Consider the following 25628-nt stretch of genomic DNA (forward strand, 5'->3'; position numbering starts at 1 on the left):
TTTTTTTGAAAGGATGCGACTTGGGAGGAATTGGAGTGGTTGAATTTTTATAGTTCTTTGTATATTAGTCATTAGCCCCGTAGCTTTCAAGAAGGAAATGGACGCGCTGGGCGGGAATTGCTACGAAAAATGTGGCAGGATTAGAATGGGATTTCGTGAATTTTGCCCGGAAACATTTTGCTCGGCAACGATACCTCACGCAAGGAATTTAGAGAAGAAACTTTTCACAAACAAAAAGGAGACTCACAATGATTCAACAAACGAACGGAAAATTTGAAATGCCCGCTTTGCCTTATGCAGCGGCGGACTTGGCTCCGGTTCTCAGCACCGAAACCATCGAGTATCATTATGGCAAACATTTGCAGACGTACCTCAACAACTTGAATGCCGCTCTTCCGGGTAGCCCTTTTGAAGGCAAATCCATTGCCGAAATTGTGACCAAAGCCGAAGGGGGAGTGTTCAATAATGCGGGCCAGTTCCTGAATCACTGCATGTATTTTATGCAGTTCAAGGTGCCGTCTGCAGAGAATCTCCCCGCAGGCAAAATTGCCGAAGCTATCGTTCGGGATTTTGGCTCTTTTGAAAAGTTCCAAGAAGAATTTCAGGCCAAGGGTGCGGGCCTTTTCGGTTCTGGCTGGGTCTGGCTTTCTGCCGACGCATCGGGGAAGCTTGTGATTACGCAGGAATCCAATGCCCAGAATCCTCTTACCAAGGGACTCAAGCCTCTCTTGACCTTTGATGTATGGGAACATGCCTACTACATCGACTACCGCAACCGCCGTCCCGATTACCTCAAGGAATTGTGGCAAATCGTCGATTGGAACATCGTCAATGAACGTCTCGGATAAATTTCGCACGGTTTAGCTGGCGTCTTAGATGCCCAAATTCTACGGAGTTTGGGCTTTTTTGTTGGAGAGAATAAAATGAACTTTTTGGCAGCGTCTGTTTGGGGCTAGATTGCTAAATTTCTGCTTGGATAAAAAATTTTAGCGGATAGGAATAAGTTTGAATGATGATGGATTTTTTGCAGAGCGAATGGGTTCAAAAATTACGGAAACTCTTTCCAGCGGCTTCGTTTTTTGGCGGCTTCGCCTGGGATTCCTTTACTCTCGGCAAATTGGTGCAGACCTCGGATTTGGCGATTCTCCTTTTGTATTATCTCGCTTCGTTGATTCTTTTGATTTTGCTCTCGGCTGAATCGGGAAAATTTCTGAATCGCTCCTGGAGCGAAAAATGGAACAACCGTTTTACCTATGCCGTGCAGTTCTGCTTTGGCAGCTTGTTCAGCGCGCTGGTCGTGTGCTACTTCAAAAGCAGCGGTTCATTTGGAGCGTTTTGTCTGGTGGCGCTTCTCATGGGTTTTTTGGTCGCCAATGAATTTTTGCAAAAGAGCTACGCGCGATTCGGGTTCTCTTTGGCATTGTTCAGCCTGTTGGGAACCATGTATTTGAATTTTTTGATCCCGCATTTAGTGAGTGGCATTGGACTCCCGTGGTTTTTGCTGTCGTTGCTTTTATCGTTTGGAATTTGCTTTGCCGCTTTTAAAATTTCCAAGCGTCCCAAGCGGACATTAATCGCTCCGGTGGTTATTTCTGTCGTCATGCTCGTCGCTTACTTGGCGAATTGGATTCCTCCGGTTCCGCTCGTGCTCAAGGATCAAAATGCGTGTACGGGATTTTCCAAGGATTATTCCTGCGATGTCGATGAAAATGGTTTTGTCAAAGGCTTTTTGGTTCGTTCGGGGGTCGTTTCGCCGACGGTTACGTTGCCTGCCAATGAGGGCGTCACGTTTTTGAGTTCCGTATTTGCACCTGCTCAAGTGGAAGCTCAATTGGAACATCGCTGGTTTTGGAAAAATCCCAAAACGGGAAATTTTGAATTGATGAATAAAATTTCGTCGAACAGAATGCGTACGCACGGCAGCCGGGAAGAAGGCTTCCGGATTTATACCAGAAAATCGAATGTGCCCGACGGAAAATGGCGCGTGGAAACGGCAGTCAAAGACGGTCCTATTGTGGGTTCTAAAACATTTTATGTGAAAAAGAGCGAAGGCGGTTTGCCGAAAAAGGCATTGTGGAAAATCCGATGAAAAACGAAAAATCCAAGCCGAATTGCCCGGCGGCTTGTGAAAATATGTAAATTGCAAATCATGGAAAAACTCAGCCAAAGTTTGGAAGATTATTTGGAAAAGGTGCTTATGCTGCACCAGTCAAAGGGCAATGCCCGATTAAAAAATATCGCTTCCGAATTGGGTGTCAAGGCGCCTTCCGCAGCGCGCGCTATGCGGGAATTGAAGGAGCTGGGCTTGGTTGAGCAGGAACCTTACGGATTGATTACGCTGACCCCCAAGGGATTGACCGCGGCAAAGTCCATTTTGGGAAGGCATACTTTACTTCGGCGTTTTTTGTCATTGCTCGGTGTTTCGGAGGCCAATGCCGATGCGGACGCCTGTTTGATTGAACACGTGCTTTCGAAAGAGTCGCTGGGCTGCATTGAAAATTTTGTAAAAAGCCACGTGGAAAATGGCAAAAGCGAAAAAAGCTGAAAGGGAAACGCTTTGGGGAAATTAGCATTCGCTGTTTACATTTAGGGAATAATGGACAATTCTCCACCAAGGGGAATTTAGTTTTCAGTTATCAGTTATTAGTTATCAGTTCCAACTCTCAACTCCCAACCGCTTGTCGAATTAGCCAAAGGATGGTCCCTGAGTTTTGGTTAGTGAGCTTGCCGAACGAATCGAAGGGCACTAATCACTAAGCAGGGGAAATGCAAAGTGATTATGAGCATAGCGCAAAATGAAAATGTTGCAGCGGTAATTTTTGAAGAATATCCGGCGTTGAAAAAATTTTTTTTTGAATTTTAGCCTTGACTAAATTTGTAAAGTGTTTTAAATTAGCAGCATAAAATTAGTTTAGACAAAACTAATTAGTCTAACCTAAAAACAAAAAAGGAAATATCGACAATGAAAACAATTCTCGGCATGGTTCTGGTTTCGGCATGGGCAACATCGCTTTTTGCCGAAGAATCGACAAAAACGCCCCAATTTTCCGTTGCGGGAGAAGTGGAATTTGAAGGCAATGCGCACTTTAAACAGGTGGATCCGCGGGAGGATTTGGCGAATAATGCCGAAGATAATAAATGGTTTCACGATTATTCGTCCACGTTCAATTTGCTTTTTCAGGTGAGGTTCAGCGATAAGTGGTCAGCAGAAGCGGCAATTTCTGCGGATGATGACAATGCGGCTCCAGGTTTCGCATACGACGGCGCATTTGTCCAGTATCAATTCAACGATAATTTGGCGATTAAAGTCGGCGACTTGACTTATTCTGAAGGGGCACTGCGTTATTACGATTACGATGATCCGGGCGATGCGGCGGTGGGATTGACCGAACGGAATGTCCGCGGTATCGAAATCAACGCTTACGGCTTTCTTTTGGGACTCGGCTGGGGCAGGGACGATGATGACTGCATCGATTGGCTTTCGGAAGAGAATGAAGAATCCGGCTGCAAATCTTACGATGCGCATCTTGCCTATGAACTGGCGCTGGGCTCTCATACCATACGTCCGTTCGTGAATTACCAGAGTTACCAGCAAAAGAATGCGAACCGCTTGCGCGCTGGCGTGACGGCGAATCTGGCTTTTGGCGAAGGGTTGAACGTGCAGATTGCCTATGGGCTTTTGTCCGATGCGCTCCAAGAGGACAATCCGAAAATGAGTCACGCTTTTGCGGTAGAGCCAGAGCTGAATTTGGGCAAATTGCATATCAAGGGATCGGCGTTCCATGCTTACAAAGCCGACGAAGAAGATGCACCGACCGAAATTGAAGTTCCCGAATATATGTTCGCTTATGTAGAGCCGAGTTTTGATATGACGGAAGCATTTTCTCTGGGTGTGCAAGGGGAATTCCACACGATGTCCACGAACAAGGACGACAAGCTGTCTCAAGTCTGGGTGGGGCCTCGCGCTTATTTAAATCCGATGGAAAATCTGGCTTTGGAAGGCTATTTCCGGGCTTGCATTCCTGTTGGCGACGACTATGATGCGGGCAGTGGCAGCGATTATGCCGGACAAGACGAAGTCTATTTTGGAGCCGGCGCAACGGTGGGATTCAGATTTTAAGAAAGAGGGAATATGCCTTTGACTTTTTGCTCGATTGGAGAAAATTACAGGGTTCGCCACTTGCTCGGAGAAGCCGCTGTGCGCCAGCATTTAAATGAACTCGGATTTAGCGTAGGTTCGCCTGTTTCGGTCATCAGCCGTTTTGGCGGCAATTTGATTGTGAAAGTAAAAGAGTCGCGCTTGGCGATGGATCGTAAATTGGCCAGCCGGATTTTGGTTTAAACGGCAAGGGAGATTTTATGAAAACTTTACGAGACGCGAGGATTGGAGAAACGGTGAAAATTGCTCGGCTGAACGGAGTGGGCGCATTGAAACGCCGTTTGATGGATATGGGTTTGACCGGAGGCACGGAGGTGTATGTGCGCAAAGTTGCGCCGCTAGGCGATCCGATGGAAATAACGGTTCGCGGATACGAACTCAGCCTCCGCAAGGAAGACGCGGAAGGTGTTGAATTGAAAGAGACAGGAGAAGCTTGAAAATGCCGATGACGATTGCTTTAGCAGGAAATCCGAATTGCGGAAAAACGACGATGTTCAATGCGCTCACGGGGGCGAATCAGTATGTGGGAAACTGGCCTGGCGTGACGGTGGAACGCAAGGAAGGCCGCCTGAAAAAGAACAAGGAAATTCGGGTCGTGGACCTTCCGGGAATTTATTCCCTTTCGCCTTATACGCCGGAAGAAGTCGTTTCGCGCGATTATCTGGCGAGTGCTGCTCCTGATGCGATTTTGAACATTGTGGATGCGACCAATATCGAACGCAACCTCTATTTGACGACGCAGCTTTTGGAGCTGGGAAAGCCGACGGTCGTCGCTTTGAATTTGATGGACGCTTTTCAAAAATCCGGCGATTGCATAGATGTGAAAAAGCTTTCGGAAAAATTGGGAGTCGCCATTGTGGAAACGTCCGCGCTTTATGGCAAGGGCGTGCTGGAAGCGGCTGAAAAGGCGGCAACATCGGATGCGAAAATCCCGACGGCACCTCGATTTGCTGACGACGTAGAGGGTGTAATTGCCGAAGTCGAACGCATTCTTTTGGGAAAGGTGGATGCTCATTTGCAACGCTGGTTCGCTATCAAGTTCATTGAGCGCGATAAGAATGTGCAATCTCGCTTGGCGCTTGCCGACAGCGACAAGGCGAAAATCGAAGCGAGCGTTCAGGCTTTGGAAAAAAATCGCAATGACGACAGCGAATCGATTATTACCAACGAACGCTATCATTTCATCGCAGAAATTTTGCGCGGCGTTTTTCAGAAATCCAATTGCCGATGGACCTTTTCTGATAAAGTCGATTGCATTGTGACCAACCGGATTCTGGGGATTCCCATTTTTTTGCTGACCATGTGGGCGGTATATTACATTGCGGTTTCGACGATTGGATCCATGGGAACCGACTGGGTGAACGATTCTTTGATTCCCGGCATTCAAGATGGCGTTGCGGGCTGGCTTTCCAATGCGGGGGCAAGCCCGATTCTGCTGGACGCTTTGGTGAATGGGGTCATCGGCGGCGTTGGCGCGGTCGTGGGCTTTGCTCCGCAGATGTTCATCCTTTTTATTTTGCTCTCTTTCATCGAAGATTGCGGCTATATGGCGCGTATCGCCTTTGTGATGGATCGCGTGTTCCGTCGCTTTGGACTTTCGGGAAAAAGTTTTATCCCGCTTTTGGTTTCTTCGGGCTGTGGCATTCCTGGTATTATGGCGTCGAAAACCATTGAAAACGAAAACGATCGCCGTTTGACAATCATGACGACGACTTGGGTGCCGTGCGGTGCAAAACTTCCGGTAATGGCGTGTATGACGGGCGTTATTGCGGCTTCATGCGGATTTGGTTCTTGGGTTGCTCCGTCCGTCTATTTTATCTGTATCGGGAGCGTTCTTTTGGCAGCGATCATGCTCAAGAAGACAAAATATTTTTATGGAGAATCGGCTCCTTTTGTTTTGGAACTTCCGCAGTACCATTTGCCGCAGGCGAAAACGGTGCTTTTGCATGCTTGGGAACGCACCCGTGGATTTCTGATTAAAGCGGGAACGATTCTTTTTCTCGCTTGTCTTGCCATGTGGTTTTTGTCGAGTTACGGTTGGGAATCGCCAAGTGTAGAAGTCGCGCAGGAAACGCTGGTAGAGGAATCCACTGAAGACTCGGACGCGGCTAGTGAAGTGGAAAACGAAGAAGCTGCGGCTGCAGGGGAATCTCTAGAAGCGGATTCGGACAATTTGGAATTCGGGCTGGTTGAAAACTCGGCAAATTCGATTTTGGCACGCGTAGGCGACAAAATACGCTATATCTTTGTGCCGTTGGGATTTGGCGGCAAAGAAGGCGGTTGGCAGGCTGCGGCTTCGACCATTGCGGGATTTTCTGCAAAAGAGGGAATTGTCGGAACGATGGCGGTTCTTGCCGGCGGAAACGATGCCTTGGTAGAATCCGCAGAGGGAGCCGAATCGTTTGATGCTGAAGATGAAGGCTTGAATGTTTTTGGGCAAGCGTTGAAAAAGTGGTTTCCGAGCGCTTTGGCCGCTTTCTGCTTCCTTCTTTTTAATTTGCTCAATTCGCCTTGCCTTGCGGCGATTGCGACGATGGCACATGAATTGAATCATCGTAAATGGTTCTGGTTTGCCTTTGCTTTTCAGAATATCTGGGCGTGGACATTCACCTTTATCGTTTACCAGATTGGCCGATTTGTCACAGACGGACGCGGATTTACAATAGGAACAGGGATCGCTTGTTGTCTCCTGGCGGTCATGCTGTTCCTGTTGTTCCGCCCGAATCCCTATAAAGAAAAGAATTTCAAAACGGTCCGCTCTGTCGATGCGCAGTCGGCTTTGGAAAATGAAAGGAGGGCTTGATGCTTGCGAATGTAGCGATAACCCTGTTTATTTTGGCTTGGGCTGTGGGTGCGGCTTTGTATGTGGTGCGGAGAATGCGGGATGCCGCAGCGAATCAAGCTCCCGCTTGTATCGGTTGCAGCCAAAAATGTTCCAAATGTTGCCGGTGTAAACACTGACGAGTGCATTGCCATAGAGAATCCCTCGGAGCCAAAGTTCCGGGGAATTTTTGTTGGCGGCGAATGTTTTGCACTGGTAACTGACTCTGCCGATGCACCAAAATCCTTTTTAGAAAAGGCCCTTACAAAAAAAAGCAGCCCTCGTTGTGAGAGCTGCCTTCCTTGAAAAGGATTCCTTAAAGCTCCGGTTGTTTGCCTGTCAACTTCACGAAAATTTCCACGTATTTAGCTAGCGTGTTTTTCACGACTTCGGGCGGAATTTCTGGACCCGGATAGGTTTTGCCCCAATCGAGAGTTTCGAGCCAGTCGCGCACGTACTGCTTATCGAAGCTTTCCTGATTTTTGCCGACCTGGTATTTGTCGGCGGGCCAGTAACGGCTGGAGTCCGGAGTCAGAACTTCGTCAATCAAGATGGTTTTGCCGTCGATTTCGCCGAATTCAAATTTGGTGTCCGCAAGGATGATTCCTTTGGTCGCGGCATAATCGCGCGCTTTCGTATAAATGTCAAGCGACATGTTCTTGAGATCGGTTGCCACTTTTTCGCCGACGATTTCAAAAGTCTGTTCAAAGGAGATATTTTCATCGTGGCCGACATCCGGCTTGGTGCTGGGCGTGTAGAGCGGTTTTTCCAGTTTTTGGCAGAGCTCGAGTCCCTGCGGCAAAACGTGTCCGCAGATTTTTCCGGTTTTCTGATAGTCCTTCCAGCCGGAGCCGACAATGTAGCCGCGAACAATGCATTCGACGCTATGGCGCTTGGCTTTTTTGACAATCATGGAACGCCCGCGAAGATAGTCCTTGTATTTCTGGAGAACTTCGGGATATTCGTCCACGTTGGCGGTGATCAGGTGGTTGGGCATACCGAGATGTTCGAACCAGAAGAGGGAAAGCTGGTTGAGAATTTTTCCCTTGCCGGGAATCGGGGTGGGGAGAACCACATCAAATGCGGAAAGACGGTCGCTTGCGACCATGAGGAAGCTGTCGCCCAGGTCGTACATATCGCGTACTTTGCCTTGGTGGAACAGCGGGACATCGGTAATGGGGGTTTCAAATTTTAAGCTCATAGTGCCCAAAATTTAGTTAAATTCCGGCTATGGCAACCTCTAAAAAAGCATTTTCAAAAATTCCGCCACGACATATCGCGCTTTTTCGTTTTTTAAAGTGGAGATGGTGGCTGCCGTTTTTTCAAGGAACTCGGAAATGGCCAAACGAATTTGCCCGCTTCGCTCGCCGGGATGGCGGAGCTGAGGTTCTTTTTGATTCTGTATTGTTCGGTTGCTCTGGATTTTTCTTTGTTAAAGCTTTTTGGAAAATTGCCTTATGAAGACAGTGGGTATTTGCGGTAAAATCGGCTCGGGTAAAAGTGCTGTTGGAGTCATTTTGGAACAGCAGGGCGCCCTAGTGCTGGATTTGGACATGGAAATGCACGCCCTCTATGCGGAATCTCGGGAATTGCGAAATAGGATCGAGGCGCGTTTTGGAAGCGGTTGTATTCAAAATGGAATGGTGAACCGGGTTGCTTTGGCTTCGCTGGTGTTTCGGGAACCCGCTGCCCTTCAGGATTTGGAATCCCTCGTTTACCCGCTTTTGCGTCGCCGAGTCGAGGAAAAACTGGAAATTGCCAAAGACCACGCCCATTTGCTCCGGATGGCGGCGGTCGAGGGGGCTCTTTTGTTCAAATGGCCGGATTTTGCCGAAAGCCTTTCCGAAATCTGGGTGGTGGAAGCTCCGGATGCTGTGCGGCTGGAACGATTGTTGAAACGCGGTTTATCAAAAGAAGATGCGGAACGCCGGATGCAAGTTCAAGCTAAAGATCCTCTGCCTCGCAACGCCGTCTATCGCTTTGTTGAAAATTCCGGAACGATTTCCGACCTTCAGAAGCGGGTGCTGGAGCTTGCCGAAAAATTAAAGCCGTAAAAAATGGAAACATATCTCGGATAGGTGCCGTTGAAATTCTAAATTATCCAACCGATGTTACGCTTGGCAGAAAACAGCTACACCAGATGTTCACGATAAGGATGAACTCAATATGTTATTCTCGCAGATAGCCCAGTCCATCGTCTTTCTTATTGGCGGTGCTGGCATTTTCCTTCTCGGTTTACGCTTTCTTTCGATGGGACTTCAAACGATAGCGGGGCCCACTCTTCAAAAATTGATCAGCAAGGTCACGAACCACCGCATTCTAGGAGTTCTAGTCGGCATGGGCGTGACCTGCCTTGTTCAGTCCAGCGCTGTGACCATGGCGATGGTTATCGGATTTGTAAATGCGGGAATTATGCAGCTGTCGCAAACCTTGGGTGTCATCATGGGGGCGAATATCGGTACGACCATTACCGGTTGGGTTCTGGTTTTGAATATCGACCAGTATGGGATGCCGATTGCGGGAGCTTGCGCATTGGTCTATTGTTTTGCAAAAAAAGAACGCCTCAAGTATTCCGCCCTCGCCCTTCTCGGCGTGGGCCTTGTTTTTGTGGGGCTTGCCGCGATGAAGGTGTCGCTTGCTCCGGTTTCGAATAATCAGGATTTTTTGAATGCGCTGGCGGTTTTCAATGCGGAAAGTTTGCCGAGTATCTGCGCTTGCATTCTGGTCGGCTTTTTGATGGCGACAATCATGCAGTCGAGTTCTGCATCTTTGGGAGTTACCATCGTGCTGGCTTCTCAAGGGCTTATCGGATTCAATACGGCGGCGGCCTTGGTGCTCGGGCAGAATATCGGTTGCACCATCTCCGCTTTGATGATTGCCGTGAACACTTCTCGACATGCTCGTCGGGCGGCGATGTTCCATCTGCTTTTCAATATCTTTGGCGCCGTCTGGGTGACTCTTTTGTTTGATCCGACAATTCATTTTATGCGCTGGTTCTTGGAATCGGCGGTGGGCATTGCCAATCCGGATGATCCGAAAAATGTCACTCTCGCTATCGCTCTTTATCACACGACTTTTAACGTGGCGAACACCCTTGTGCTTTTGCCGTTTACGGGAAAAATTCCTGCCCTTTTAGACAAGTTGTTCCCGAACAAGGTGCAGCCGAAGCACGCTGTCGTCACCAAGCTCGATCCGGCGTTGATCAAGTCGCCGTTTGCGGCGATCACGCAATCCGCGCGGGAAATGGAAATGATGAACCAGACGGTTCGCGATATGCTCACCGACTTGCGACAAGTTATCGACGGCAAAGCGGACAAAAGCATTGTGGAACGCATTTTTGAAAACGAGAACAAATTGGACACGGCGCAAACCGAGGTGATTGAATTTTTGACCGGCCTTCTTTCAACGAGCGTTTCCAAAAGCATTGCGAACGATGCGGAGCGTCAGTTGCGGATGAGCGACGATTTGGAAACGGCTTCGGATTATGTGACGCAGGTTCTGAAATTATGGCTTCGGATGCGGGATCACAACGTGGTGTTTGACAAGTCGCACCAGGACGATATTTTGGCACTTCATGACGGCGTGACCAAGTTGGCTGCCGATGTCGCCGCAGTTCTGAACAATCAGCACAATGTGCAAAAGCTTTCCGAAATCCGTCGAGAGGGACGCGAAATTACGGAGCAGGTTCGGGAATGCCGTGCCAAGCATTGGCGTCATGTCGCTGAAATCAACGAAGACCCTCTGCTCACTACAACGTTTACCGACGTTTTGGGTTCTTATCGCAAAATCAAGGAGCACTTGGTTACGGCGACGCAGGCTCTTTGTGCAGAAATCATTCCCGAAGAAAAATAACGTCAGGGCCGCTTCTAAAAATTTCATGGGCTGCTTCAAGAATCTCGCGCGGTCGTTGTTGCCTTTATAAACGGTGAACGCCTTTGATTCTTGGAATTTCTTGGGATGGATTTTAGAATAGCTATCTTTTGAAGTATGAAGAAACTCCGCGTTAAAAGTATTTTGATTCTTTTTTTGATGGCCTCTTTGGGGGGCGTTTTCGGCTGTTATAGTTTTACGGCGAGTACTCTTCCTAGCCACATTAAAACGGTACAGATTCACGAAGTGGACAATAAAACGTTGGATCCGGTTCTGGGAAATACGCTCAAGGACAGCGTGGAAAAAATGTTCCGTAAAAACGCTGGCGGTGTGCGCCTGGTGAATTCCGATGCGGATGCCGATTTTGAATTGACGCTATTGAGCTACACGAACAAACCCGAAAATTATACGAGTTCTTCGGAAGTGGAAACTTACCGTGTGACCATGAAAGTCAATGTGCGCTTTTATGACAATGTGAAAGAAAAGATGATTTACAAGGGCGAGAACCTTTCTGCTGATGGCACTTATGATGTCTTGCAGAATGAAACCGAAGACCGGCACGGGCAATCCCGGGCGATTGCCAAATTGCAGGATTTAATCATCGCGAACGCTTTGGCGAAATGGTAAGCCGTTTGGGCGGTTTTACGAAAGTCCCAGCAGCCGGGAAATTTCGGAGCTGATTTCACCATTTTGAAGGGTGACGCCCAACAATTTCTGTTCAATATCTTCGGGCGGGTTTTGGGGACCTTGATTGTTCAGGTATTCCGATTCAAAAGCTTCGTTGTGTTCCAGGACAAGCCGTTCTCCCAAGGCGGCATGCAGGGCGAGGGACGCGTCCAGGTATTTTAAAAGGGTCGGCTCTTTTAAGCTGAAGTTGATGGCAATTTTATTGTTTAAAACCCGCTCGTCAGGAAAATCTTCGGGAAATTCGTCTTCGACGCCCATATTGGCGAGGACGGCTTTGGTTTGTAGAAGCGCTTGAAAAATCTCTTCGCCGGATAGGGCGTTTTTCTTTCCTGTTGCCGATACGACAAAATCCGCTTGGGAAATTTCCTGAAGCACGGAAGGAATGTCGTCTTTACTGACAAGGGGGACGCCGTTCTGTTCCAATGTCCGGATGAAATCCGTGGGGGAGTTCCGTTTGTTCAAATCGGTTATCGTGCAAACTTCACAGCCGTTTTCAATTCCTTGCAGGGCGATTCCGCAGCCCACTTTTCCGCTGCCGAAAACCAGTAGTTTTTTCCCTTTGAATTCTGTCCATCCCGCCTGAACGAGCGCACGAAAAAAGCCGTTTCCTGTGCCAAGCGAAGTTTCGATCCGCTTGATGATGCCTCCGTCCGCATTAAATACCGGAAACTCTGAATCGTTGTAGTAGGATATGCCGGCGCGAGTCAATTCCACAAAACCGATTTTCGGGTGGCAGGATGCAAATTGCCCGGCGCAATCTAAAATCAAATCGAAAAATTCATCTTCCTGTTCCATATCCAAGACCATTTCTGGCGATACGACAGGGATTTCGCTTTCTTGAAGAAGTTCGACGATTTCGAAATCGCAGGGAATGGCAGCGTTTTCCACCGCGCGTCCGACATAAAGTTCTGCGCCGCCAGCTAAAAGGGCTTCGTATTGCAAAAGGGTGTTGCGAAAAATAGGAGTAGCAACCAAAATTTTCAGGCCTTCAAAAGGACGTGAGTCCTGCCATTCTTCGGCAAGGCTTGCCAAAGCGGGATATTCGCTGGGTCTGTAGTGACTTTGGATGATTTCTTCAAAAAGCATATAGCAAAAATAATAGCATTTAAAATTTGGGAATTATGGACGATTCGCCACCAAATACTCGCAATTAAATTAGTTCTCAGCTCTCAGTTCTCAGTTTTAACTTCCAACTCCCAACTCCCAACCGGACCCTGAGTTTTGGTTAGTGCACCTCGGCAAGCTCGGTAACCGCTTGCCGGACTAATCGATGGACGCTTTGCCTATAAGTCCAAAATTTTTACGGGTGACGAAAATGAATCGCGTCTTGTGGAAAGCGAAAGGAAAATCAGTGGATGTTCGATTTAATCGTTTCTACCGTGCGGGCAAAAGCCGCATCCTTTTGCATTTCTTCTTTAACGGAATTGATGGCGTGCAATACCGTGGAATGGTCGCGGTTTCCAAATCGCATTCCAATGCTTTTTAGACTGAGCGTAGTCAGAGATTTCATCAGGAACATGGCGACTTGCCGCGCGCGGGCGACTTCTTTTGTTCCCCGCCCCGCTTCTAAAAGTTTATCTTCGGGCACTTCAAAATATTGTGAAATCGCATGGATGACGGATTCGATGCCGACTCGCCGTTTGATGTTGGGAATGATTTCGGAAACGACCTGCCGCGCCATGGAAATGTTGATGTCCTGCTTGGAAAGGCTGGACTGCATGGCTAACCGAACGATAGCGGATTCCAGAGGACGAACGCTGCCTTCGATATTTTCTGCGAGATAGGCGAATACGTCGTCGGGAATATCCAAATGGCTGTTCTGCGCTTTCTTGCGGAGAATCGCTTCGCGGGTTTCAAATGCGGGCGGCTGAATATCGACCGTAAGTCCCGAAGAAAAACGGCTTACCAGACGGTCGGAAAGGCTTTTCACTTCGGCTGCTGGAGCATCGGAGGTCAAGACGATGAGCTTTCCCGCTTGGTGCAGCGTGTTGAAAATATGGAAAAACTCGTTTTGCGTTTCCGTTGAACCGCTCCAGTTCTGGATGTCGTCAATCAAAAGGACATCGACTTCATTGCGATAAAAGGATGACCACTCGTTCGTGTAGCCGTTGCGGATGCTTTCCGTGTATTCGCGCTGGAAGTCGTGCGCGGGAATGTAGCGTACTTTTTTCCCCGTGGCGTTTCCCAAAATATAAATGCCGATTGCTTGGAGCAGATGCGTTTTTCCCAGACCGGAAACGCCGTAAATAAAAAGGGGATTGTATTTGCTGTGTTCCGGATTTTCGGCAACGGCAAAGGCCGCGTTGAAAGCGAGCTTGGATTTTTCGCCGACGACAAAATTTTCAAAGCAGAATTCTTCCCCCAGTTTAATGGGCTGGCAAAACTCGTTTGATGCGACGGAAACGGAAGGGGTTGTCCCAGGGTGCTGAAAGTCGAAATCCAATTGCTGGCCGTTGACTTCTTTCCAGCTCATTTCCAACAGGGCTTTGTATGGCTGGTAGGCTTTGATGTCCTTGTTGGCGGGAAATAGGACCGAGACTCGGCGATCTGTTACTCGAAGCAATTCCAGATGAGCGAACAAGTCGTTGAATACGGAGTCCGAAATCAAACTGTGCAAATGATTCAAACAATTTTCTAGCAGGGGGTTCATAGGGTATAATTTAATTATTATTGAGGGTATGATGGATTGTGTTTACTGGATTGGGGCATTCTTTTGGTTGCCCCTATTTTTGTGGCTCGCTTTATTTTTGTGGGCTCGCTTTTTGGCATACCCTTTGTTTCTGAAATACCAGATTCGGCGGGGAAAAACGTGGTGTTACATCCCCGGATGGTGGTTGAAAAACGCCGCATTGCGGATAATGGTGCGGTTTGTCCTGTTGCTTCTTTGTGTTTTGGCCGCATTGTCGTCGTCGGCGACTCTTTATTGGCTTTATCCGGTATCGGCGTATTGGTTTGTGTTTTTATTTCTAGGCGTTCTGATTTTAGCAAGGCCGGTCGTGAATTTTTCGATGCGTTTTGTCTATCGCTTGGAATTGGATGCGTATTTTTTGGAATATCGGAAGCAGAGCGAATTTTATGATAAGGCGGGGCATCCGCTGTCGGATTATGATTTGGCTGGGCATGCTGCTTGGGCTTTTCGGGATGCGATGCATAAAGCCGATGCGGAAAAACGTTTTTTTAAATATTTGAAAGAAATGTCGAACCAGGCCTTCGCCTTGGAAAAAGGATCTCTTCCATGTTGAAGTTACAGGATGCCAAAAGTCGCTTTGAGTATGCAGACAAAATGCTGCTGCTCGTATCGCGGACATTTGCGTTGAATATCAACCGCCTTTCGGGAAATCTGCGCAAATCGGTTCTGCTTTCGTATCTTTATTTGCGGATTGCCGACACCTTGGAAGACGATTCGGTATTGCCCGCAAAAGAAAAAATTCACTTGCTCGGCCTTTTTTCGGACATTTTTCAGAAAGACGCTGATGTGGAAGAAAAAACGGACATCTTTGTGAAGTCGCTTCCGGCTCATTTTCTGCATTCGGATGATCCGAATTACGATTTGTGTTGTCATGCGAAAACCGTTGTTCCTTTGCTGTGGACTTTTGACCGTTCCTATTCGGAACCCATCGCCGACACGGTTGTGGAAATGACTCAAGGCATGGCGGACTCCATTCGGCAGATGGACGCTTCGTTTGAAAAAGGCTGGTTTGTTTTGGAAACGATGTCGGATTTGTCCCGTTACTGCTACTATGTGGCGGGAATCGTCGGCAAACTTTTAACCCGTTTGTTTTCGGCGAACAATTCGGCGATCGATGAAAAACGGTTGCAAAAAATGAAAACGCTGGATGTCAGTTTTGGGCTGGCGCTGCAACTGGTGAATATCATCAAGGATGTGCGGGAAGATTCGGAACGCCGGGTCTGCTTTGTTCCCGAAATGATTTGTCATTGTCATGGTTTTGAAGATGCGCCGTCTATGTTTTTGCCCGAAGCCGACAAAAAAGCGCGGGCGTCCGTGATGAAGGAACTGGTCGCTGAAGCTTGGAAACATCTGGCCGATGCGATTGAATATACGGTGACGATTCCCCGCAGAAATCCGCAGATTCGGTTGTTCTGCCTGTGGCCGCTTTTTATGGCCGCCAAGAATCTTTCCATCATGGGCGACTGCTCGCATCTTTTTGATAAAGACCATAAAGTGAAAATTTCCCGTGATGATGTGAAGCAGATTGTGAAATCGACGACGCTTCATTTTTATTCCAATTCCTGGATTCGAAAAGAATTTGAAAAATGGAGGGACGCATAATGAACGAAAAATTTCGATGGCTTCAGTCGTGGAAATTTCATTTGGCTTTTATTTTCGTTTCGCTTTTTGTGGATCAGGCAACCAAGATTTGGGCGGTTGCCTATCTATCTCCGACTTATGAAAATCCGCTGGGTCGCACGGTCCATATCATCGGCGATCTTTTGCAATTTCGTTTGGCTTATAATTATGGGGCGGCGTTCAGCAGCAGGCCGCAGGATATTTTGCCGTTTCTTCCGCCGACGGTTTTCTTTTTGCTCATTTCCCTTGTGGCGGTTTTTGTCCTCGTCTATTTTTACCGTTCCGCCAAATCCGGCGATTTTTTGGTGCGCACGGGAATCGCTATGATTATGTCTGGCGCTTTGGGAAATTTTGCGGACAGAATGCGACTCGGAAAAGTGGTCGATTTTATTGATTGCGATTTCCCCGATTTTATCATGTCGCGCTGGCCCACATTTAATTTTGCCGATTGCTGTGTAACGGTGGGCGTGGCAATCATTATTCTTGCTCCGATTTTGTATAAATTCATCCGATATGTTCCCGAAGGTTCCCATGACGAAAAAAATGGAAAATCCCCAAACTGAATTCCCCAAATTTGTAGTTGCTGAAAAGGAAGCAGGAGAACGTCTCGATAAATTTTTGCAGGTGAAGCTCAAAGATTTTTCTCGGACGGACATTCAAAAACTGATTGTCGATGGGAAGGTCATTGCCGCGGGTTCTGTGGCCAAAAAGAATTTGCGCCTGACAGAAGGAATGCATGTCGCCCTTTCCGCTTTGCCGCAGAAAGAAGCGTCGGAACTCAAACCCGAAAAGATGCCGCTGCATATTGTTTACGAAGACGACGATGTCGCCGTGATTTTCAAGCCGCGGGGCATTGTCGTGCACCCGGGAAATGGTGCTGCCACGGGAACTTTGGCGGCAGGACTCTTGCATTATTTCAAGGACAAATTGTCTTCGGTAAACGGGCCTTTGCGTCCGGGCATCGTGCATCGTCTGGACAAGGATACTCCGGGCTTGATGGTAGTTGCCAAAAATGACAAGGCGCATCGCAGCTTGGCGCATCAGCTGGAAACACGAACTCTGCACCGGAAATACGAAGCTCTGATTTGGGGGCATCCTCGGGATTTATCGGGGGAAATAGAATTGCCGGTTGGTCGGGATCCCAAGTCGAGAATTCGGATGGCTGTCGTTAAAAATGGAAAGTTCGCTAAAACCCGTTATAAAGCGAAGACGTTTTTTGCTATTGCAACGTTAATGGAATACGAACTCGATACGGGGCGCACACACCAGATTCGCGTGCATTCCCGCTATACGGGACATCCGATTGTTGGCGATCCGGTCTATGATGGTCGGGAAAATTCTCTTTCCCGAGTGCCGCCGCTTTATCACAGCACCGCGGAGATCTTATTGAAAATGGCTCCAGCCCAGTTGTTGCAAGCCGTTGAAATCACATTTTCGCATCCGCGCACGCGAAAGAAGATGACCTTTTCGGTTCCTTTGGAAAAGCCTTTTGCAGAGGCTGTCCAATTTTTGGAAAAAGAGTGCTTGCAGTCGGCGCCGACTTTTGACGAAGATACGAGCTTCCGTGATTTTGCCGAAACGGAAATCAATAATCCGTATTTGGAAGAAGAGATTGTTGAAGACGAGGAAGAATATCCTTACGAGGAAGAACCCGTCAAGGAGCGTTTGACACGGGCGGAACGTCTGGAAATCAAAAAGGAACGCCGTAAAAAGCGCAAAGCGATTGAAGCGGAAAAGCGGGAAAAGAAAGAACGCCGGGATGCGGAAAAACGCGGTGAAACGTACGTTCCTAAAAGCGAAATCGTTACGGGTTACGAGCCGACCATCGATCCGTCTTTTCTTTAGGAAGTGTTTGATGGGCGTGAATCGAGTTCTTCTTTTGCCGTTTTGAAAAAATTCAAAGACAAAAATCAAAAAAAAGACTATATTCTTCTCATCCTGTCCGCGTAGCTCAATTGGATAGAGTGTCAGTTTCCGAAACTGAAGGTCACGAGTTCGACTCTCGTCGTGGGCACTGAAAAACGCACCGTTTTCGGTGCGTTTTCTGTTTCAAAAGGATTGGGACTTATATACAAAACTCCACCCGATTTGCTTGGTTGGTGTGCTTCGACAGGCTCAGGGACCAGTTGGGAGTTATGAGTTGGGAGTTGGGAGTCGGGAGTTGGAACTGACAACTGAGAACTGAGAACTAAGTTCACCGTGTGAAAGAAAATCCCACGTGTGAAAAGAAGAACTCTTCCTCTCTCCACGGCGCAACATCCAATTCCAGCTCACAAAACCAAAACTACCAACCACAAAGCGTGGCGGGGGATAGGGTGAAGGGAAAAGGGGGCTGGCCTTTGCAACTTGGAAGCCCCCTTATCCCTTCCGCCCGCCGCGAAGGCGAGTCCCTCGCAGTCTGCGAGAAGAAATTCCCCTTGTGAAAAAGAAATCCACGCTTTGAAAAAAATTATTTGAGGGGATTTGGAGGAAGATGGTATATAATTCCCAAAAGATTTTATCTTGAACTGCGGTTTCGAGGTTGCTTGCACAGTCCATTAAGTCGCAAGGAAAGTTCAAACAAAATCCTTATTCTATTTTCGCTACGATTTTTCCAATGAGTTCATGCGGTTCCGCGTCCACGATTTTCACCAGATAAAATTCGCCGGGAGTTGCGTCGCCTTCCACGATTTTTACAATGTCGTCGGCATCCAAGGAATTGCCTTCGGTGCGTCCGATAAAATGGTAGTCGCTTTCTTCGGCGACTTCATCGATAAGGACGGGAACTTCCGTGCCGATGAGAGCTTCGTTTGCTTCAAGGGAGATTTCTTCCTGAATGTCGTTGATGGCGTCCAGGCGCGCTCTTGCCAGATCTTCGGGAACGGGAGCGTCTTCCAGTTTCATCGCGGGCGTTCCTTCTTCGGGGCTGAAAACAAAACCGCCCAGATGTTCAAAGCGCACGTTCTGGATTAAATCCATCAGCTCTTCAAAATCTTCTTGAGTCTCTCCGGGAAATCCGACAAGCACTGTTGTGCGTAATGTGACACCCGGAATTTTATCCCGCATTTTTTGCAGCATTTCCCGCAACGTTTTTTGCGTATAGTGGCGTCGCATCCGCTTTAAAACATTGTCGTTCGCATGCTGAATCGGCATATCGATGTATTTGCAAAGCCGCGGTTCTTTGGCCATCAGATCGAGCAGCTCGTCATCGATAAATTGCGGATACCAGTAAAGCGTCCGAATCCAGGGAATGTTCGTTTCCCGCAGAATCGCTTTCAAAAGCTTGACGAGATTGGGACCTTTGTTTCCCTGTTCGTGCCCGTAGAAAGTGGTGTCCTGGGCGATAAGGGTCAGCTCTTTGACTCCTTGTTCTTCGAGCTGCTTGGCTTCTTCGACGATGCTTTCGATGGAAAAGGAAATCTGTTTGCCGCGGATGTTGGGAATCGCACAAAATGCGCAACGGCGATCGCAGCCTTCGGCGATTTTCAGATAGGCGTGATGCGGAAATTCGCCCAGATTCAAGCGACGGATGTTTTCTGTGCCACTGGATTTTTCGCCCAAGCCTAAAACCTGTAAAATTTTTCCCGGTTCATAAGTGCCGAGCCAGTAATCGACTTCGGGCATTTCTTTGGGCAGTTCTTCTTTATAGCGTCCAGAAAGGCAACCGGAGACAATCAGTTTTTGTGAAGTTTTTTTGATTTGGATAAAGGAGAGAATCGCATTGATGGATTCTTCTTTGGCCGCTTCGATGAATCCGCAGGTATTGATGAGAATGTAGTCCGCCTTTTCAGGGGAAGAGACCGATGCGAATCCGGCAGAGTAAAGTTCGGTCAAAAGATGTTCCGCATCGACTTGATTTTTGGCGCATCCAAGTTGGGCGGTAAAAATTCGAGGGTGTTTCAAGGGCTATTCCCAGTCGTCGTAAACGTCTTCAGAGGTCGCAGGAGCCGCCGGGGCGGGGGCCGGTTCTTCGGGGACAGCTGGTGCGGATTCCGGTTGTTCCGCCGGCTGAGAGGCTTCGGCGGGTGCTTCGCTTTTCTGGACAACCGGTGCAGGTTCCGAAACGGTCGGTTCCGGTTCTGGTGTTGTGGAAACGCTTTCGCTAGCGGCGGGAGGTTCTGGTTCCATCGGAGTCGAACTGGTGTAGGAGCCGGAAGTGTTGTAGGAATCCGAGTTGCTGTAAGAACCCGTGGATTCTCCGGACTCTGGCGAGCCGACCGTGTCGTTGGCTTTATTGTCCACCCACCAGGCAAAGCCTAGAGGTTCTAACGCCGATTTTCCGTAGGCCTTGGCCTCTTCGATTTTTTTGAAATAGCCGATGCGAACCCGGAAATAGGAACCTTCAAGTTCCCCCGGATTTTCGACTTGCGCGAGATAGCCTTTAATTCCTTTTTCTTCCAATTTTTTTAAGACGTTTTTGGCTGCACTTTTCGACGGCTGAATGCTCACCTGGATGACGACCGCCCCTTCGGTTCCCGGCTGGATGTCGCTTTTGGCGATGGAAGAATTGCCTTCGGTAGAGGAGTTCGCGGAAAGAGATTCAATGGATTGCAAAATGGGCATCTCGGATTTTTGCGCGGAATCCGTTGCAGGAGCGGGCGCTTCTGCTTTTGGGGGCATTTTGATTTCGGGAACGATTTCGTCCTCTTCGTTGCCACAAGCGATGAGCATCAGTCCCATGATAGCGGAACAAGCAAAAGAGGAAATTTTATGAAGATTTGCCATTCTCTCTCCTATAACAAGATCCCAAGATCCTGTTGAACAAAATATACATAAGTCTTTGTAATGGCGCAAGTTGTGAGCGTCTTTAACCGCGAAAAAAATGGGAAACGCCGAGGATGTGGCGCGGAAAGACCTCTTCCCCTTGACGGGGCAAGGCCTTTTAAATATATTTGGGGTGAATTTTAATTTTTTCAACTCGAGGAATCGAATGATCGGTGTTGTAGTAAAGCCCAATGAACCTTTTGAACGCGCTCTCAAGCGTTTTACCAAGTCTTGCGAAAAGAACGGAATTATTTCCGATGTCAAGAAGCGCCAGCGCTACGAAAAGCCGTCTGAAGAAAGAAAGCGCATTGAAACTTCCGCTCGTCGCAAGCGCCTCAAAGAACTTGCTGAAGCGAACCGCAAGCGTCTGTACTAATTCTTTAATATAAAGATTTTGGGAAAGCGGTTGCCGCTTTCCTTTTTGGCGTTTCCGGTGAAAATTTGATTTTTTCATAAACTCTTTCATTTTGTGACAACAACATCCCGTTTGGGAAAAAGGAATAATTATGGCCGATTCGTTGGTTAAAGCGGAAAGTCCGCTCCTTCAGCAAATTCTCGCTGACATCAAAGCTGCGATGAAAGCGCACGACACGATGACTTTGGAGGTTTTGCGCACTCTGCATTCCGACATTAAGAATGTAGCGATCAACGCGCAAAAAGAAATCACGGATGAAACGGTTCTGGATGTGCTCTCCAAGAGCATCAAACAGAGGAACGAATCCATTGAAATGCTCCGTAAAGGCGGGCGCGAACAAAATGCGCAGGAAGAGGAAAAGACTCTTGCCGTTTATCAGAAATATCTGCCGCAGCAGCTGACGGAAGAAGAAGTCAAAGCCTTGATTGCAGAAATTAAAGCGCAGGTCGGAGCGCAAGGTCCTAAAGATATGGGCAAGGTGATGAAGGAGCTTTCTCCCAAGGCGAAAGGCCGTTTTGACGGTCGCCGTTTGAGCGAACTCGTCAAAGAAGCACTTGCCTGATTACCATTCTTCAATACCGTTTGGCGTAGCAAGGATAACTTTGTTCGCCATGCCGATAAACAGCCCGTGGCCAAGCAGTCCGGGTATTTTGTTTAATTCCGAGTCGAGTTTTTCCGGGTCGTTGATGGTCCCGAATTTGGCGTCGGCGATGAGATTGCCCGAATCGCTGATGACGGGGCCGTCTTTGCCGGGGGCTCCCATCCGAATCTGGAGGTCGGCTCCCAATTTGTGGACTTTGTATGTAACGGAAGCGATGGCGTTGGGCAGAATTTCCAGAGGAACGGCAAATTTTTCGCCCAGTTGCTTGACTTTTTTCCCGTCGTCGGCGATGATGATATAATGGTCCGCCATGGAAGCGACGATTTTTTCAAGTAGATGCGCCGCTCCACGGCCTTTAATCAAATTCTTTTGAGGGTCGATTTCGTCGGCACCGTCAATAGCGATGTCCAGATGTTCCGCGTCTCCCAAATCCATAAGGGGAATGCCCAACTGGCGACATTGAATGGTTGTACTCCAACTGGTGCTGACAGCCTGGATTTTTAATCCTTCCGTCTGGATGCGCTCTCCCAATCGGGCGACCATGTAAGCTGCGGTGCTGCCGGTTCCGAGTCCGACGGTCATGCCGGATTCAATTTTGTTTGCCGCAAGAATTCCCGCGTTTTTTTTGAGTTCGTTCAGGTCCGCCATTAGCGCCAATGCCTCCCAAAGTTGTTTTGTTCGTCTTCTGGAAAATCCTCGTCGCTGTCGAAATCGTCATCATCTTCTTCGTATTCGTCGGGAATGCCCGTTTCCAGTTCGGTGATGGACGGTTCGGCAATGTCAATGATGTCCACTTCAAATGTCAAATCTTTTCCTGCAAAGGGATGGTTGCCATCGAGGGTGACTGTATTTTTTTGAATCTCTCGTATGACAAAAATATCCGGTTCGTCGAAGTTGTCGTTTTTGTTGTAAATTTCGCGGGGATCCTCGGGAATGGAAAATTCGGTGGAGTCGGTGTCGCGGACCATTTCCAATTCCATGCCCAGCCAGAGTTCTCCGATGTTTTTGAGTTCTTCTTTGGGGACTTTGATGATCAGTTCTTTGCGGTAAGCGCCATAACCCTTGGTGTAGGGGACGTGGGCAATGATGTGGTCGCCGACGGAATGTCCGTCCAGCGCTTCTTCAAGTCCTTCGATAACGCTGTCGCAACCGTGCATATAAACAAAAGGAAAATTTTCGGGTACTTCTTCGATAATGGCGCCGTTTTCGTCTTTTAGGTAGTAGCTGATGCTGACCTTTTTGTTTTTCTTGATCGTTTCCATCATGATTAAATATAGAAAAGCTATATTGATTTTTATGCTATACGGGATCTATTCGGACATTCACGCCAATTTGCCTGCGCTTGAAGTGGTTTTGGAATCGATGCGGGAACATGGCGTGGAGCGTCGTGTTTGCCTGGGAGACATTGTTGGTTATGGGGCAAGTCCCAACGAATGCGTCGCTTTGGTCAAGGAAAATGCGGATGTTTGCATTTTGGGAAATCACGACAGCGTTGCTATCAAGTGGGATTCCGATGTGGGATTTAACCCGTATGCGAAGACGGCGATTGAATGGACGCAAAAAGCACTTTCAGAAGAATCCAAACAGTATCTGCGTTCGCTGCCCTATATGTATGAAGAAAACGATATCTGCTTTGTACACGCTTCGCCGATGTCGCCTGCGGACTGGATTTATGTCACGGATTTGGAAGACGCGCTGGATGCCTTTGATCATTTTGGCGAAACGCATTGCTTTGTCGGGCATACGCACAGCCCGGTGATTGTGGCGATGAAAGAAGAAGAAATTCCGAAAGTGATTGAAACGGGTTCCTATGTTTTGGAACCGAGCGAGCGCTTGCTGATGAATGTCGGCAGCGTCGGGCAGCCTCGCGACAGGGATTCCCGGGCGAGTTATTGCCTGTTTGATTCCGAAAAGCACAGCGTACAGTTGGTGCGCTTGGATTATGATATTGGGGAAACGCAAAGAGTGATGCGCGATGCCGGATTGCCTATGTTTTTAATAGAACGCTTGGAATTGGGACGATGAAACTGACGATGGCGGTGTTTGGCAAACCGGGCTCTTCTTTTGTCAAAGACGAAGTGGAAAAATATGTCAAGCGGTTGCGAGCCTCGAATGTGCAAATCGAAATAGTGGAATTGAAGCAGAGCAAGCGCGATGATCAGGCGAAGGGGCTTTCGGAAGAAGCCGCGGAATTTTCCAAGCGTTTTCCACGGGAAAATTATCAATGGATTGTTCTGGCAGAAGAGGGAAAGCTGCTGAATACGGTTCAGCTTGCCGACTGGATAAAGCCTCGGATAACGGCGAATTGCGTTTTTCTGATCGGTTCCGCTTACGGCATTGCTCCGGAAATCAAAAAGCAGGCGAGCCTTTTGCTCTCTCTTTCTCCTTTGACTTTTACGCACGACCACGCCCGTGTGATTTTAACGGAACAGCTTTATCGATGTCTGATGGTGATGGCAGGGCACCCCTATCATCATGTCTAAAAACACAGTCTCTTTTTTTGAGGGTTCACTTATGCATGAAGATATCCAAAAAGCACTACAGATCATTCGCAAAGCTTTGGAGGAAAAGCAGGTTTTACGACACGCCTGTTGCGTCCTAGAATTTGACAGTCAGACAATTTGCCCGGAAAGAGGAATGTTGGAACAGGGGAATACTTCAGCGTTCCTTTCCAATAAGGCGTTCCAGATTTCCCATTCTAAGGAATTCATTTCGTCGCTGGAACTTCTCTATGAACATCGGAAGATTCTTTCCAGGGATACTCGTATTCTTGTCGAGAGACTTTATTGGGATTATTTGCGAACAAAAAATATTACGCCGGAAATGGACAAAGAGTTTTCGTTGGTTTTTAACAAGGCTTTTGTGGATTGGCTGGATGCGAAAGAAGAGGCCGACTTTTTGCTTTTTGAAGATTCATTGGCTGCTGTGCAAGAGGTGAATTTAAAACAAATTGCGATCGCTGAAAATGCAAAGCGAGTGCCCTATGACAATTTGCTGGACGTTTACGAACGGGGAATGACGACTCGGGATTTGAATCGCTGCTTTGACGAATGCAAGGAACGTCTGGTTCCCATGCTCAAACGTATTTTGCAAAGCCCTAAAGAAATTCGCACGGATTTCCTTTCGCGCCCGGCACCTAAAGAATCCCAGAGGGAAATGACGGAATACTTGTTGGAACTGCTCGGGTTCAATTTTGAGCGGGGAACATGGACAACAAGCGAACACCCTTTTACTGAATGCCTTGCCAAAGACGATGTGCGCGTGACAACGCATTTTCACGAAAACATGTTCTATTCGAATATGTTCTCGATTATCCACGAATGTGGCCACGCCTTGTTTGAACAGAATCAGCCGGTGGAGGATTTTTTTTATCACATATCGTCCTATAAAACGTTGGGCCAGCACGAATCGGTGGCCCGGTTTTATGAAAATCTGATCGGGCGTTCCGAAGCGTTTATCCGACTGGTCTATCCGAAATGCAGGGAACTTTTCCCGAAAGTATTTGACGGTGTTTCGGAAAAGCAATTCTACGAAGCGATGAATCTGGTACAACCCAGCCTCATTCGCACTGAAGCCGATGAATTTACATACACGTTCCACATTATTATCCGGTACGAAATAGAACAGATGCTGGTGAATAAATCGGTACAAATTAAGGATTTGCCTCAGATTTGGAATGAAAAATATGAGGAATATCTTGGAATTTGCCCCTCGAACGATCGGGAAGGGATTTTGCAGGATGTCCACTGGACCGACGGATTCGGCTATTTTCCGACATACGCTTTGGGTAATATGTACGGGGCGATGTATTACAATAAAATGCGTGAATCGTTAGATGTAGATGCTCTGGTTTCTAGCGGAGATTTTGCACAAATTAACAATTGGATGCGGGATCATGTCTGGAAATCGGCTAACCGTCGGGATGCGAAAACTTGGATTTTAAAAATTACTGGACGTGCGTTTACGCCGAAGGATTTTTTGGATTATTTGGAAAATAAGTATTCCAAAATTTACGGCATTTAA

28 protein-coding genes and 1 tRNA gene are annotated in these 25628 nt (G+C 47.9%); 22 read left to right on the top strand and 7 right to left on the bottom strand.

All coding sequences use genetic code 11. From position 1 onward, the window contains the following. Positions 1-248: 248 nt before the first annotated feature. The 8 genes from BGX14_RS10805 to BGX14_RS15585 all read left to right on the top strand — a co-directional run bounded on the left by BGX14_RS10805 (position 249) and on the right by BGX14_RS15585 (position 7120). Positions 249-848, top strand: coding sequence for a superoxide dismutase (locus tag BGX14_RS10805; RefSeq protein WP_078775565.1), 600 nt, complete (start codon positions 249-251; stop codon positions 846-848). A 161-nt stretch (positions 849-1009) separates the two neighbouring features. Further along, complete coding sequence (locus tag BGX14_RS10810; protein ID WP_095879892.1) at positions 1010-2089, top strand: DUF2914 domain-containing protein; 1080 nt, start codon at positions 1010-1012, stop codon at positions 2087-2089. Between the two features lie 60 nt (positions 2090-2149). Then, positions 2150-2545, top strand: coding sequence for a metal-dependent transcriptional regulator (locus tag BGX14_RS10815; RefSeq protein ID WP_095879893.1), 396 nt, complete (start codon positions 2150-2152; stop codon positions 2543-2545). Positions 2546-2962: 417 nt separating this feature from the next. Then, a complete protein-coding gene (locus BGX14_RS10820; RefSeq protein WP_095879894.1) occupies positions 2963-4120 on the top strand; it encodes a hypothetical protein in 1158 nt (385 codons plus the stop codon). A gap of 12 nt (positions 4121-4132) precedes the next feature. Beyond that, a complete protein-coding gene (locus BGX14_RS10825) occupies positions 4133-4342 on the top strand; it encodes a FeoA family protein (protein WP_073302720.1) in 210 nt (69 codons plus the stop codon). Positions 4343-4359: 17 nt separating this feature from the next. Then, on the top strand, positions 4360-4596 hold the full coding sequence (locus BGX14_RS10830) for a FeoA family protein (RefSeq protein ID WP_073302718.1): 237 nt from the start codon (positions 4360-4362) through the stop codon (positions 4594-4596). A 2-nt stretch (positions 4597-4598) separates the two neighbouring features. After that, positions 4599-6962, top strand: a complete 2364-nt coding sequence (feoB, locus tag BGX14_RS10835) for a ferrous iron transport protein B (RefSeq protein WP_095879895.1) — start codon at positions 4599-4601, stop codon at positions 6960-6962. After that, positions 6962-7120, top strand: a complete 159-nt coding sequence (locus BGX14_RS15585; protein WP_158223300.1) for a hypothetical protein — start codon at positions 6962-6964, stop codon at positions 7118-7120. The genes feoB and BGX14_RS15585 overlap by 1 nt, the downstream gene beginning before the upstream one ends. A 176-nt stretch (positions 7121-7296) precedes the next feature. Here BGX14_RS15585 and BGX14_RS10845 read toward each other — a convergent pair whose 3' ends face one another. Further along, the gene (locus tag BGX14_RS10845) at positions 7297-8181 is read right to left on the bottom strand and encodes a phosphoribosylaminoimidazolesuccinocarboxamide synthase (protein WP_073302714.1); all 885 of its coding nucleotides are present in this window, start codon (positions 8179-8181) and stop codon (positions 7297-7299) included. A gap of 29 nt (positions 8182-8210) precedes the next feature. On the opposite strand from BGX14_RS10845, the gene BGX14_RS10850 reads away from it, so the two are divergent. The 4 genes from BGX14_RS10850 (at position 8211) to BGX14_RS10865 (ending at position 11477) form a co-directional block, all read left to right on the top strand. After that, complete coding sequence (locus tag BGX14_RS10850) at positions 8211-8441, top strand: hypothetical protein (RefSeq protein ID WP_095879897.1); 231 nt, start codon at positions 8211-8213, stop codon at positions 8439-8441. Continuing rightward, positions 8438-9034: a dephospho-CoA kinase gene (gene coaE / locus BGX14_RS10855; RefSeq protein ID WP_073302712.1), complete on the top strand. Its 597-nt coding sequence runs from the start codon at positions 8438-8440 to the stop codon at positions 9032-9034. The genes BGX14_RS10850 and coaE overlap by 4 nt, the downstream gene beginning before the upstream one ends. A 112-nt stretch (positions 9035-9146) precedes the next feature. Beyond that, positions 9147-10832 carry a Na/Pi cotransporter family protein gene (locus BGX14_RS10860; protein ID WP_073302710.1) on the top strand — a complete coding sequence of 562 codons (1686 nt, stop codon included), beginning with the start codon at positions 9147-9149 and terminating at the stop codon, positions 10830-10832. A gap of 135 nt (positions 10833-10967) precedes the next feature. Next, positions 10968-11477: an LptE family protein gene (locus BGX14_RS10865; protein WP_073302708.1), complete on the top strand. Its 510-nt coding sequence runs from the start codon at positions 10968-10970 to the stop codon at positions 11475-11477. Positions 11478-11492: 15 nt separating this feature from the next. Here the strand turns inward: BGX14_RS10865 and BGX14_RS10870 are convergent, their stop codons facing one another. Together BGX14_RS10870 and dnaA are read right to left on the bottom strand one after the other, a co-directional pair. Next, positions 11493-12623, bottom strand: a complete 1131-nt coding sequence (locus BGX14_RS10870; protein WP_073302706.1) for a hypothetical protein — start codon at positions 12621-12623, stop codon at positions 11493-11495. Positions 12624-12885: 262 nt separating this feature from the next. Further along, complete coding sequence (dnaA, locus tag BGX14_RS10875; RefSeq protein ID WP_233126525.1) at positions 12886-14163, bottom strand: chromosomal replication initiator protein DnaA; 1278 nt, start codon at positions 14161-14163, stop codon at positions 12886-12888. A 52-nt stretch (positions 14164-14215) separates the two neighbouring features. On the opposite strand from dnaA, the gene BGX14_RS10880 reads away from it, so the two are divergent. From BGX14_RS10880 to BGX14_RS10900, 5 genes are all read left to right on the top strand, one after another. Further along, positions 14216-14779, top strand: coding sequence for a hypothetical protein (locus tag BGX14_RS10880; protein ID WP_095879898.1), 564 nt, complete (start codon positions 14216-14218; stop codon positions 14777-14779). Further along, positions 14773-15828 carry a squalene/phytoene synthase family protein gene (locus BGX14_RS10885; protein ID WP_073302700.1) on the top strand — a complete coding sequence of 352 codons (1056 nt, stop codon included), beginning with the start codon at positions 14773-14775 and terminating at the stop codon, positions 15826-15828. The genes BGX14_RS10880 and BGX14_RS10885 overlap by 7 nt, the downstream gene beginning before the upstream one ends. After that, positions 15828-16409: a signal peptidase II gene (gene lspA / locus BGX14_RS10890; RefSeq protein WP_073302698.1), complete on the top strand. Its 582-nt coding sequence runs from the start codon at positions 15828-15830 to the stop codon at positions 16407-16409. Before BGX14_RS10885 ends, lspA begins: the two co-directional genes overlap by 1 nt. Next, the gene (locus BGX14_RS10895) at positions 16378-17691 is read left to right on the top strand and encodes an RluA family pseudouridine synthase (RefSeq protein WP_095879900.1); all 1314 of its coding nucleotides are present in this window, start codon (positions 16378-16380) and stop codon (positions 17689-17691) included. Before lspA ends, BGX14_RS10895 begins: the two co-directional genes overlap by 32 nt. Positions 17692-17786: 95 nt before the next feature. Continuing rightward, positions 17787-17860, top strand: a tRNA-Arg gene (locus BGX14_RS10900). A gap of 554 nt (positions 17861-18414) precedes the next feature. Here BGX14_RS10900 and rimO read toward each other — a convergent pair. Both rimO and BGX14_RS10915 read right to left on the bottom strand, forming a co-directional pair. Then, a complete protein-coding gene (gene rimO / locus BGX14_RS10910) occupies positions 18415-19728 on the bottom strand; it encodes a 30S ribosomal protein S12 methylthiotransferase RimO (protein ID WP_073302694.1) in 1314 nt (437 codons plus the stop codon). 3 nt (positions 19729-19731) lie between these two features. Then, on the bottom strand, positions 19732-20550 hold the full coding sequence (locus BGX14_RS10915) for an SPOR domain-containing protein (protein ID WP_073302692.1): 819 nt from the start codon (positions 20548-20550) through the stop codon (positions 19732-19734). Between the two features lie 205 nt (positions 20551-20755). Here BGX14_RS10915 and rpsU point away from each other — a divergent pair, with 205 nt between their 5' ends. Both rpsU and BGX14_RS10925 read left to right on the top strand, forming a co-directional pair. Beyond that, complete coding sequence (gene rpsU, locus BGX14_RS10920) at positions 20756-20965, top strand: 30S ribosomal protein S21 (RefSeq protein ID WP_073302828.1); 210 nt, start codon at positions 20756-20758, stop codon at positions 20963-20965. 130 nt (positions 20966-21095) lie between these two features. Beyond that, on the top strand, positions 21096-21566 hold the full coding sequence (locus BGX14_RS10925) for a GatB/YqeY domain-containing protein (protein ID WP_073302690.1): 471 nt from the start codon (positions 21096-21098) through the stop codon (positions 21564-21566). Here the strand turns inward: BGX14_RS10925 and rpiA are convergent, their stop codons facing one another. Both rpiA and BGX14_RS10935 read right to left on the bottom strand, forming a co-directional pair. Then, positions 21567-22253 (bottom strand): ribose-5-phosphate isomerase RpiA, encoded by a 687-nt coding sequence (rpiA, locus tag BGX14_RS10930; RefSeq protein WP_073302688.1) that lies wholly within the window; start codon positions 22251-22253, stop codon positions 21567-21569. After that, complete coding sequence (locus BGX14_RS10935) at positions 22253-22870, bottom strand: peptidylprolyl isomerase (protein ID WP_233126526.1); 618 nt, start codon at positions 22868-22870, stop codon at positions 22253-22255. Before BGX14_RS10935 ends, rpiA begins: the two co-directional genes overlap by 1 nt. A 31-nt stretch (positions 22871-22901) precedes the next feature. Here BGX14_RS10935 and BGX14_RS10940 point away from each other — a divergent pair, with 31 nt between their 5' ends. From BGX14_RS10940 to BGX14_RS10950, 3 genes are read left to right on the top strand one after another with little or no spacing between them, the layout of a single operon-like run. After that, positions 22902-23630 carry a metallophosphoesterase gene (locus BGX14_RS10940; protein WP_078775594.1) on the top strand — a complete coding sequence of 243 codons (729 nt, stop codon included), beginning with the start codon at positions 22902-22904 and terminating at the stop codon, positions 23628-23630. After that, on the top strand, positions 23627-24088 hold the full coding sequence (locus tag BGX14_RS10945; protein ID WP_095879902.1) for a 23S rRNA (pseudouridine(1915)-N(3))-methyltransferase RlmH: 462 nt from the start codon (positions 23627-23629) through the stop codon (positions 24086-24088). The genes BGX14_RS10940 and BGX14_RS10945 overlap by 4 nt, the downstream gene beginning before the upstream one ends. A 31-nt stretch (positions 24089-24119) precedes the next feature. Further along, positions 24120-25628 (top strand): carboxypeptidase M32, encoded by a 1509-nt coding sequence (locus BGX14_RS10950; protein WP_158223301.1) that lies wholly within the window; start codon positions 24120-24122, stop codon positions 25626-25628.

The organism is Fibrobacter sp. UWS1 (genome assembly GCF_002300445.1).
Lineage (GTDB): Bacteria > Fibrobacterota > Fibrobacteria > Fibrobacterales > Fibrobacteraceae > Hallerella > Hallerella intestinalis.